Source organism: Vibrio sp. 10N.222.48.A3, assembly GCF_041475345.1.
In the GTDB taxonomy this organism is placed as follows: Bacteria; Pseudomonadota; Gammaproteobacteria; order Enterobacterales; family Vibrionaceae; genus Vibrio; species Vibrio tasmaniensis_A.
The window spans coordinates 1-1,902 of sequence record NZ_JBFRVX010001186.1 but is presented as its reverse complement, the minus strand read 5'-3'; the positions used below and the strand labels follow the sequence as shown (position 1 = coordinate 1,902).

Here is a 1,902-nt window from a genome sequence, read left to right as displayed (position 1 = left end):
TTTTAACCAGCTAGGGTGACCAGTTATTTACTACGATTGGTATAACGACCACAAAGTGAATTTGACCACAGTTTTGAATCATTGAGTTGCTATCAGCTAGCTCGCACCTTTTTCATAAACTGTGATATCATACGGCGCTTTTTGAAATCCCAAGAGAGATCCATACCTTGAGCCAACAAATAAAACTTCTCGTTGGACTGGCTAATCCAGGTCCAGAATACGCCAAAACTCGCCACAATGCGGGTGCTTGGGTAGTTGAAGAATTAGCACGTGTACACAACGTGACACTGAAGAACGAACCAAAGTTCTTTGGCCTAACGGGTCGTATCATGGTTCATGGTGAAGATCTTCGTTTGCTGATCCCAACGACTTTTATGAACTTATCCGGCAAAGCAGTTGCAGCACTGGCAAAGTTCTACCAAATTAAACCAGAAGAGATCATGGTCGCTCACGATGAGTTAGACCTCCCTCCAGGTATTGGTAAGTTTAAAAAAGGTGGTGGTCATGGTGGACATAATGGTCTGAAAGACATCATCAGCAAGCAGGGTAACAATAAAGAATTCTATCGTCTTAGATTAGGCATTGGCCATCCAGGACACAAAGATAAAGTTGCAGGTTATGTATTAGGCAAAGCTCCTGCGAAAGAGCAAGAGTGTATCGAGGCTGTCGTTGACGAATCGGTTCGTAGCCTAGACATCTTATTGAAAGATGGCCTACCAAAAGCACAAAATCGCTTACATACGTTCAAAGCAGAATAAGGTTTATATCATGGGTTTTAAATGTGGCATCGTTGGTCTACCAAACGTTGGTAAGTCAACTCTGTTTAACGCACTGACTAAAGCAGGCATCGAAGCAGCAAACTTTCCATTTTGTACGATCGAACCAAACACAGGTATCGTTCCGGTTCCAGATCTACGCTTAGATGCATTAGCAAAAATTGTTAATCCACAGAAGATCCTTCCAACGACAATGGAATTCGTAGATATCGCAGGCCTAGTTGCTGGCGCATCTAAAGGCGAAGGTCTAGGTAACAAGTTCCTAGCTAACATCCGCGAAACTGATGCTATCGGTCACGTTGTACGCTGCTTTGAAAACGAAAACATCGTTCACGTTTCAGGCAAAGTATCACCTATCGAAGATATCGAAGTGATCAACCTTGAGCTTGCTCTTGCCGATCTAGATAGCTGTGAACGTGCAATATTCCGCAATGCTAAAAAAGCAAAAGGCGGCGATAAAGACGCTAAATTCGAAACTACGGTTCTTGAAAAGCTACTACCTATCCTGACAGAAGGTGGTATGGCTCGTACTGTTGAACTTGCTAAAGAAGAAGTAGCGGCGATCGACTACCTTAACTTCCTAACGCTTAAGCCAACAATGTACATCGCAAACGTTGCTGAAGATGGTTTTGAAAACAACCCTTACCTAGACGCAGTTCGTGAGTACGCAGAAAAAGAGAACAACGTTGTTGTTGCTGTTTGTGCTGCAATCGAATCTGAGCTTTCTGAACTTGACGATGAAGATCGTGAAGAGTTCCTTGCAGACATGGGTATCGAAGAACCAGGCCTTAACCGAGTGATCCGCTCTGGTTACGAACTACTTACTCTTCAGACTTACTTCACTGCAGGTGTTAAAGAAGTTCGCGCTTGGACGATCCCTGTAGGTGCGACTGCGCCACAAGCTGCAGGCAAGATCCACACCGACTTCGAAAAAGGATTCATCCGTGCAGAAGTAGTTGGTTACGAACATTTCATCGAATTTGGCGGTGAAAGCGGAGCAAAAGATGCAGGTAAATGGCGTCTTGAAGGCAAAGAATACATCGTTAAAGACGGTGATGTTGTTCACTTTTGGATAAGAAGCTCTTTAGAAAGAGCGAAAACGAAAAAGGCCAGTGAATTCACTGGC

General features: G+C 43.8%; 2 protein-coding genes. Both read left to right on the top strand.

What is annotated here, in order from left to right; genetic code table 11:
- Positions 1-167 precede the first annotated feature (167 nt).
- Positions 168-758 carry an aminoacyl-tRNA hydrolase gene (pth, locus tag AB4653_RS24870; RefSeq protein WP_010439162.1) on the top strand — a complete coding sequence of 197 codons (591 nt, stop codon included), beginning with the start codon at positions 168-170 and terminating at the stop codon, positions 756-758.
- Between the two features lie 10 nt (positions 759-768).
- Positions 769-1,902: redox-regulated ATPase YchF (ychF, locus tag AB4653_RS24865; protein WP_372105564.1), on the top strand; the 1,134-nt coding region annotated here is incomplete at its 3' end.